This window comes from Flavobacterium sp. FPG59, from assembly GCF_002150205.1.
Lineage (GTDB): Bacteria > Bacteroidota > Bacteroidia > Flavobacteriales > Flavobacteriaceae > Flavobacterium.
In genome coordinates, this window is the sequence record NZ_MTCA01000137.1 from 1 (window position 1) to 8,269 (window position 8,269).

At 33.1% G+C, this 8,269-nt stretch carries 4 protein-coding genes and 1 pseudogene; 4 read left to right on the top strand and 1 reads right to left on the bottom strand.

All coding sequences use genetic code 11. The annotated features are described in order from the left end of the window. Nucleotides 1–111 precede the first annotated feature (111 nt). Nucleotides 112–2,676: a zinc-dependent metalloprotease gene (locus FPG59_RS11415; RefSeq protein WP_086454728.1), complete on the bottom strand. Its 2,565-nt coding sequence runs from the start codon at nucleotides 2,674–2,676 to the stop codon at nucleotides 112–114. Between the two features lie 308 nt (nucleotides 2,677–2,984). On the opposite strand from FPG59_RS11415, the gene corA reads away from it, so the two are divergent. The 4 genes and pseudogenes from corA to FPG59_RS11435 all read left to right on the top strand — a co-directional run. Further along, nucleotides 2,985–4,055: a magnesium/cobalt transporter CorA gene (gene corA, locus FPG59_RS11420; RefSeq protein WP_086454729.1), complete on the top strand. Its 1,071-nt coding sequence runs from the start codon at nucleotides 2,985–2,987 to the stop codon at nucleotides 4,053–4,055. Nucleotides 4,056–4,106: 51 nt separating this feature from the next. Continuing rightward, complete coding sequence (gene pta / locus FPG59_RS11425) at nucleotides 4,107–6,200, top strand: phosphate acetyltransferase (RefSeq protein WP_086454730.1); 2,094 nt, start codon at nucleotides 4,107–4,109, stop codon at nucleotides 6,198–6,200. A gap of 25 nt (nucleotides 6,201–6,225) precedes the next feature. Further along, entirely contained in the window at nucleotides 6,226–7,425 is a 1,200-nt protein-coding gene (locus tag FPG59_RS11430; RefSeq protein ID WP_086454731.1) for an acetate/propionate family kinase, read from the top strand. Between the two features lie 61 nt (nucleotides 7,426–7,486). Next, a pseudogene (locus tag FPG59_RS11435) lies at nucleotides 7,487–8,269 on the top strand (hypothetical protein); the annotation flags it as partial.

The following is an 8,269-nucleotide window of genomic DNA, read 5'->3' on the forward strand; positions in this document are numbered from 1 at the left end:
ATACAATTGGGCTTATTTTATTTATGAGTTAAATTGATGCTTTGTGAGCATGTTTATGTCATATTAAATCTGAAAAGGGAAACAATATTTGTAATAGTTTCCCTTTGATATTTATTGTTTTGGATTTAAAGCATCGCTAATACGAGCAATTAAATCTTGAACATGGTATTTACTTATTTTGTCAGTCATTTTTAAAGATGACATTTTTAATTCGTTTTTAAGAGCATTTAATTGTCCTCTTGCAATAGATGGTAAATCTGTTTGTGCAAGGTTTACTCTTCTTGAATTAAATCCATAAGTAACTCCCACAGGTACAGATCTTACGGTTGTTGTCCCTGGTTTTAACAATTCAATCATTTTGTCAACATATATTTTTTGAATATTTCTTCTAAAAATATCTATTGAGCTACTTGTTTTTAATTCAGAGAAAATGCCCTTGTTTAAGTCAGTTAACAATTCATCTACACTATAGTTGTCTTTACTTGCTGTAGCGCTTTCCATAAGTCGTACCATGCGATCACCAGTCATTAAACTAGATAAGGTAGCATCTTGCATAGATTTAACAGCTTCAACGCCACTATCAGGATTTATTTTAGAAAGAACGTTTTGATCTAATAGCCATTTTGGAGTATTGAATAACTGGGTATTAAGGAATAAAACAGCATCTTTTTGAATGCTTTTAGGAACTACTTGAAATTGATTTCCTGACATGTCATACGTTTTAGGGTTGTCATAAATACCACCCACGTTTTTAGTAACGTGTCCCATGTATCTTCTAAACTGTCCAGTAAGAGCTCCGTAAAGTTCATCTAATTCAGCGTAGCTTTCACCATCTTCTTTAGACCATTCTATTAAATTTGGTAAAATTCTTTTTAAGTTTTTAATACCATATTCTGACGCTCTCATGGCATTATCTCCAATATCTTCTGTTTGATATCTTGGGTCATAAGGACTTGATTCAGTTCCAAACCATAAACGATTGTTTTTGTAGGCTTCTTTAGTCATATCGTTCAAAACTGTTTTTTCTTGTGCTTCAGTTTTGCTGTCTTCAAAATAAGAATAACCCCATTTTATTGCCCATTTATCATAATCACCAATTCTTGGGAACAAATGTTTTACACCATCTTCTGGTTGAGCAACATAATTAAAACGAGCATAATCCATGATTGATGATGTATGTCCATTTTTTTCTTGGTATGCTGCATCTCTCAATTTTTCTACAGGAGTTGCTGAGCTAGCTCCCATATTATGACGCAATCCTAAAGTATGACCTACTTCATGTGATGAAACAAATCGGATTAATTCTCCCATTAATTTATCATCAAATTTTTTAGCTCTAGCAGCTGGATCAACAGCAGCAGTTTGAATTAAATACCAGTTACGCAATAAACTCATGATATTATGGTACCAACCGATGTGACTTTCTAGAATTTCTCCACTTCTAGGATCGTGTACATTTGGTCCATAAGCATTTTGAATGTCGGCAGCAAAATAGCGAAGTACTGAAAAACGAGCATCCTCTAAGCTCATTGTCGGGTCATTTTCTGGCCAATATTCTCCACGAATTGCATTTTTCCAACCTGCAGCTTCAAAAGCTACTTGCCAGTCATCAATACCTTGTTTGATAAATTTTTTCCATTTTTCAGGAGTGGCAGGATCAATGTAATATACTATAGGTTTTAATGGCTCAATTAATTCTCCGTTTTTTTGTTTTTGAGCATCTTCTGGAGATTTTGGTTCTAAACGCCATCTTACTGCAAATACTTTATTCTCTGCTTTTTGTGATTCTTCTTCAAAAACACTGTATTCATTTGCAAAATAACCTACACGAGCATCAAAAACTCTTTTACGCATAGGTTTTTTTGGTAACAAAATCATAGACGTATTCATCTCTACCGTAACTACACCTGCATCTAGTGCTGATGGAAGGTTCACACCAATTTGTGGAGTAGGAGTAAGATTAATTCTAGGTGGTACCGTTGTAAACGTTTTTACAGTTCTAATTTCAGTATTTATTGGAAAACTACTTATTTTAGAAATATAAGATCTGTCTTTTTGAAAAGCTTGAATGTTTAACAACTGTTTCTTGATGGGATCAAGTGAAAAAGTTTGTACATCAGCATCAAAAGTAGTAGTTAAATCAAGTACATATCCTGTAATTTTTCCAGCTTCATCCTTTTTGTAGGCAAGAACGTCAAAGTTCCCAATTATAGGATCAGATGTTGAATTTTTTACGGCTTGTGCCATTGGTTTATCCTCATCTGGTGACATAATTACGTAGGTAATTGATCGTAAAAGAATGTTGTTGTTCATTCCTTTTTCAAAACGAACTACTTGTCTGTTAATTTCTTCACCACCAAAAATTCCTCCACCAGCAGGTGTTTTAGAATATCTTGTGATGGTCATAATTTCGCTACCAAGTAAGCTATCCGGAATTTCGAATAAGTACTTATTATCTGTTTTATGAACATCAATTAATCCTTTTTGGGTTACAGCAGTGGAGTCTATAACTTTTTTATAAGGTTTAGGTTCTTTTTTAGCCTCTGCTGGTTTAGCTGCTGGTTGAGCAACAGCTGTCTTGTCATTTTTTTTCTTTTTTTTTCTTTGAGCAAATGTCTCAGGAGCAGCAAAAAGTGCGATGCACGCAATAATTAGAGTTAGTTTTTTTTTAAGCATGTAATTCTACACATTATAGTTAATAATTAGTTTTGTGTAAATAAATAGAGTGCATTCGTATTTATTCATCTTTAATTATCAAATCTATTGATATATTTTTAATAATGAACTTTTAAAATTTTCATTTTATAATAATTAACATAAATTAACATTCGTTTTATTTTTCTCTTTTGAACTTTTTCGTGGTACTTTTTTTAAATAAGCCTTTTAATTCTCACTACTTTTGTTTTGAGTTCCATCAGTAGGAATTTTAGTGTCACAAATATGAGATTTTCGATAGTATTACAAAAAAAGGTTACACGGATATAATGAGAAAAATAAAATATAAAAAAGGCAGGAAATTATTGCCTTATAATCTTGAATACACAGGAATCCACAAAGAAATGCAGTCAGAAATGCAATTGTTTGTTTATAATGATATTGATTTTACAGAGTACACTGATTTTAAAGTAGAAGAATTAAATCAGTTAATTGATTTTTCTAAAATAAACTGGCTCAATATTCATGGACTTAATAACGTTGATTGGTTGCAAGCCATTGGAAAGAATTTTGGAATTAATAATTTTATTTTATCCGATGTTTTAAATACGGTACGAAGAACAAAATTTGAAGAATCACATGATTTTTTATTCTTCAACATTAAATCGCTTTTACCTCTCGAAAATTCAGAGAACATTAGTATTGAACAAATTAGTTTTTTGTTAAAAGATGGAATTCTAATTTCGTTTCAGGAAAAAAGAAGTGATTTTTTTTCACACATTAGAGAAAGAATTAGAACCCATTCAGGACTTGTTCGCGTAAAAGGTCCTGATTACTTATTATATATATTGCTAGATGCAATTATAGAGAATTTTTACATTACGCTAGAAAGCGAGGAGGATAAAGTAGAAGAACTTATAAATTTAACCAAAGAAAATCCCGATCCAATAATTTTAGAGCGAATAGAGAAACATCGTGACAATTTGAATGTATTGAAACGCGCTATTATTCCGCTCAGAGACTCTCTGTACGATATTAAAAGCATAAAAGATGATTCTATTTTTAATGTAGTTGAGACAGATACCTTTAGTTTTTTTACTCGTTTGCATCAAAAGTGTTTAGAACTTTTAGAGCAAATAGATTCGGATATGGATTCACTGGAGAGTGCTTCTAATTTCTTTTTTTCGGCTCAAACGCATAAGATGAACGAAATTATGAAAACACTTACGATCGTCTCTGCTATATTCATTCCGCTTACATTTATTGTAGGTGTCTACGGTATGAATTTTGAAAACCTGCCAGAATTGAAATTTAAATATGGATATCATACCGTAATGGGTTTCATGTTTTTAATAGTAATTGGAATGATTATTTATTTTAAAAAAAGACGTTGGTTTTAATACTGTTTAATAACTTTAGTTTTCCTTTTGATAATTAAAAAAATAATAAAAATGAACAAAGCCATATACATCGCTACGAGTGAGCAAAACAGCGGGAAATCTATTGTTACTCTTGGACTTATGAGCATGCTTATAGGGAAAACAGCAAAAGTTGGTTATTTTAGACCTATTGTTGAGGATATTGAAGAGGGTGGTTTTGACAATCATATTGAAACCGTATTAGGTCATTTTGGTCTCGATATCGCTTTTGAAGATGCTTTTGCTATTACCAAAAGTAAATTAATCAAGAAAAAAAATAAAGGAAAAATAGGGGAGGTCCTAGATTTAATTATCGAAAAATATAAAAAACTAGAAGAACGTTTTGATTTTATACTAGTAGAAGGAACGGGCTTTAGCGGTGAAGGAACCGTTATTGAGCTCGATATGAATGTGCTGATTGCTAAAAATCTTGGAATTCCTACCATCATTGTAGGATCTGGAGTAGGGAAAACTCTCGAAGAATTATTAGACAGTTTATATCTAGCCTATGATTCTTTCAAGGTGAAAGACGTAGAAGTTCTTGCCGTAATTGCAAATAAAGTACAACCTGAAAACATAACATTAGTTACCAATGGATTATTAAAAACCTTGCCAGGTACTGTGATGGTGAGTAGTATTCCTATGATTCATCATTTAAATAATCCTACGGTGCAAGAAATTGTCAAAGAGCTGGGTGCAAAAGTACTTTTTGGAGAGGCTCACTTGAACAATCAAACAGGAAACTTTAGTGTAGGAGCTATGCAATTGAGGAATTATTTATTACATCTCAAAGAAAACAGTCTTGTTATTACTCCCGGAGATAGAGCCGATATAATCCTAGGGGCTTTACAGGCCAATGAATCGGTCAACTATCCTACTATCTCTGGTATTGTGCTAACTGGAAACATTCTGCCAGAAATAAGTATTTTAAAGTTAATTGAAGGACTCTCAACCATAGTGCCGATCATTGCCGTAGAAGAAGGAACGTATTATATTACGAATAAAATAGGCGGTATCAAATCCAAAATTTACGCCAACAACAAACAGAAAATTGAAATCTCGATTGCTACTTTCGAGAAGTATATGGATGTTGATACGTTATCCGAGAAACTAATAACGTTTGAAGCCGACGGAATGACTCCTAAAATGTTTCAGTATAACTTGGTAAAAAGAGCCAGACAACATCGCAAACATATTGTATTGCCCGAAGGCAATGATGATCGAATCTTGGCTGCAGCGTCCCGCTTACTAGAAATGGATGTAGTTGATATTTCTATCATTGGAAACAAAAAACAAATAGAAAATAAAATTGTTGAGTTAGGTCTAAATTTTGATTTTTCGAAAATTAAAATAATTAATCCCATTGAATCAGAACATTATGACGATTATGTAAATACCTATTTTGAGTTGCGAAAAGCCAAAAATGTGACCTTAGGAATGGCTAAAGATTTAATGGAAGATGTTTCATATTTTGGCACCATGATGGTGTACAAAGGTCACGCTGACGGAATGGTTTCTGGAGCTGCACATACTACACAACATACCATTTTGCCAGCCCTACAGTTTATTAAAACAAAACCCAATTCATCAGTGGTTTCTTCTGTGTTTTTTATGTGTTTAGAGGACCGTGTTTCGGTTTTTGGGGATTGTGCCATTAATCCGAATCCTACAGCAGAACAGCTTGCCGAAATAGCCATTTCATCTGCCGATTCGAGTTTGGCTTTTGGAATTGAGCCAAAAATTGCCATGCTTTCTTATTCTTCAGGATCTTCAGGTAAAGGGGATGAAGTAGATAAGGTTCGAGCCGCTACCGAAATTGTTCGCCAAAAACGTCCTGATTTAAAAATTGAAGGTCCCATTCAATATGATGCCGCTGTGGATATGACCGTTGGGAAAAGCAAATTGCCTAATTCTGAAGTGGCAGGTCAAGCCAGTGTGCTTATTTTTCCAGATTTAAATACAGGAAATAACACGTATAAAGCAGTTCAAAGAGAAACAGGTGCGCTAGCTATTGGTCCGATGTTACAAGGATTGAATAAACCGGTAAATGATTTAAGTAGGGGTTGTACCATTGATGATATCATAAATACAGTTGTAATTACAGCAATTCAAGCACAAGGATTGTAACTTTTAATCTTTTAATAAAATTTGAATGAAAACAGTTATCATAAACTCAGGGAGTTCCTCTATAAAATACCAAATGATTAACATGCCAGCAAATGAGGTTATTTGTTCTGGGATGATTGATAGAATAGGTCTTGAAAGTTCCAATTTAACATACGTAACGAGTACCACTAAATTAGAAGAAACACTTTCAATTCCCAATCATAAAATCGGCTTAGAGAAAATTGCTCAGCTCCTGATGAATCCTACTATCGGAGTTATTCAAAGTACTGATGAAGTTAAAGCGGTAGGACATCGAGTGGTACATGGCGGGAATGATTTTTCGAATACCGTACTTATTAATGATGCCGTTAAAGATAAAATAAGACAACTATTTGAGTTGGCTCCATTGCATAATCCTGCTAATCTTGAAGGAATAATTGTTGCTGAAGAAATTTTTACAGCAGCACAACAAGTAGCTGTTTTTGACACGGCTTTTCATCAAAGTATTCCCGTTGTGGCGCATCAATATGCAATTCCAAAGTATCTTTTGACCGAAAATAAGATTAGGGTATACGGTTTTCATGGCACGAGTCACAAATATGTTTCGGAGAACGCCATTCAATATTTAAAACAAAATACGCTTACCTCTAGCTCTAATATTATAACCATTCATTTAGGAAATGGTTGCAGCATGACAGCAATAAAAGACGGAAAAAGTATGGATCATACTTTGGGTTTTGGTCCCATGAACGGATTAATTATGGGTACCCGAAGTGGAGATGTGGATCAATCCGTGATTTTTTACTTGGTGAACACTTTAGGATATTCACTCGATGCTGTAAATACCATGCTACAAAAACAAAGTGGTATGTTAGGTCTTACGGGTTACAGTGATTTAAGGGATATTGAAGCCAATGCTGAAAACGGAAATGTTGATTGCCAATTGGCTTTGGCCATGAATGCCTACCGTATCAAGAAATATATTGGGTCTTATGCAGCGGTTTTAAACGGATTAGATGCTATTGTTTTTACAGCAGGAATAGGTGAAAATTCTTCATACATCCGCAAGTTAGTGTGTACGGATATGGAATATTTTGGTATCGCTTTGGATGCATCCAAAAATGAAATTCGATCCAAAGAGATTCGAGAAATTAATACTGCTGATTCACCAACAAAAATTTTAGTGGTTCCTACAAATGAAGAAGTAGAAATTGCCAATCAAGTATTTGAATTGCTGACTAGTTAGATATTGAGTTTTTAAGTTACCAATCCTAAACAACATACAAATTAACGACTCAAAATAATTGATGAAATATTTACTAGTTATTGCAGCTTTTTTTCTAATAAATAATAGCGTGTTTGCCCAAAAATCTTACGAAGATAAAATAGGCTATTCGAAATTGAAATCAGATTTAGATTTTTTTTGTAACATTCGTAAGAAAGCAAATTCGGGTTTATATAAGTACAGAACTGTAAATCAAATTGATAGTATAGAAAAAAAAGCGTATAAAAAGCTTTCTGATCAAACCACCTTAAGAGAGTTTTTTAATATCATAAGTGAATTAGCAGATTATGAAGGAAGCGTCCATAATGATGTTTCTTTTTCAGAAAAAATCGTCAAAAAGATAGTAGCAGACTCTGTATATTTTCCGGTTCCTATAAAAGTATTAGACGGGAAAATAATTGTGAATAGTATTGAAAGTAGCATACCAGTAGGAGCAGAAATAGTTTCTATAAACGGAATAAAAGCTCTAGAAATATTGAAATTGAATTCTATTTATTATACAACAGATGGTTACAGTAATGTAGCTAAAACATTTGCTCAAGATGGTGGTTTTTCAGCTTATTTATTTTTTTCGTTAGGTAAAAAGTTGGAATATAAAGTGCTTTACCAGATGAATTCTATTGCTGGAATTAAAGAAGCTGTAATTAAACCAGTAAACCGTAAAATATTTTCACAGCATTATAAAAAGAGACATTCCATAATTTTAGATAGTATTTATACCAGTAAAACGCAACTTCCGTACAGTTTTGAAATTATAAATCAAAACACTGTCAAACTGAATATACGCTCATTTGCAATAGGGGAT

Bases quoted from the DNA above. Each gene is read 5' to 3' on its own strand.
- FPG59_RS11415 (WP_086454728.1), bottom strand. From the start codon at position 2,676: ATGCTTAAAAAAAAACTAACTCTAATTATTGCGTGCATCGCACTTTTT.
- pta (WP_086454730.1), top strand. From the start codon at position 4,107: ATGAACAAAGCCATATACATCGCTACGAGTGAGCAAAACAGCGGGAAA.
- corA (WP_086454729.1), top strand. From the start codon at position 2,985: ATGAGAAAAATAAAATATAAAAAAGGCAGGAAATTATTGCCTTATAAT.
- FPG59_RS11430 (WP_086454731.1), top strand. From the start codon at position 6,226: ATGAAAACAGTTATCATAAACTCAGGGAGTTCCTCTATAAAATACCAA.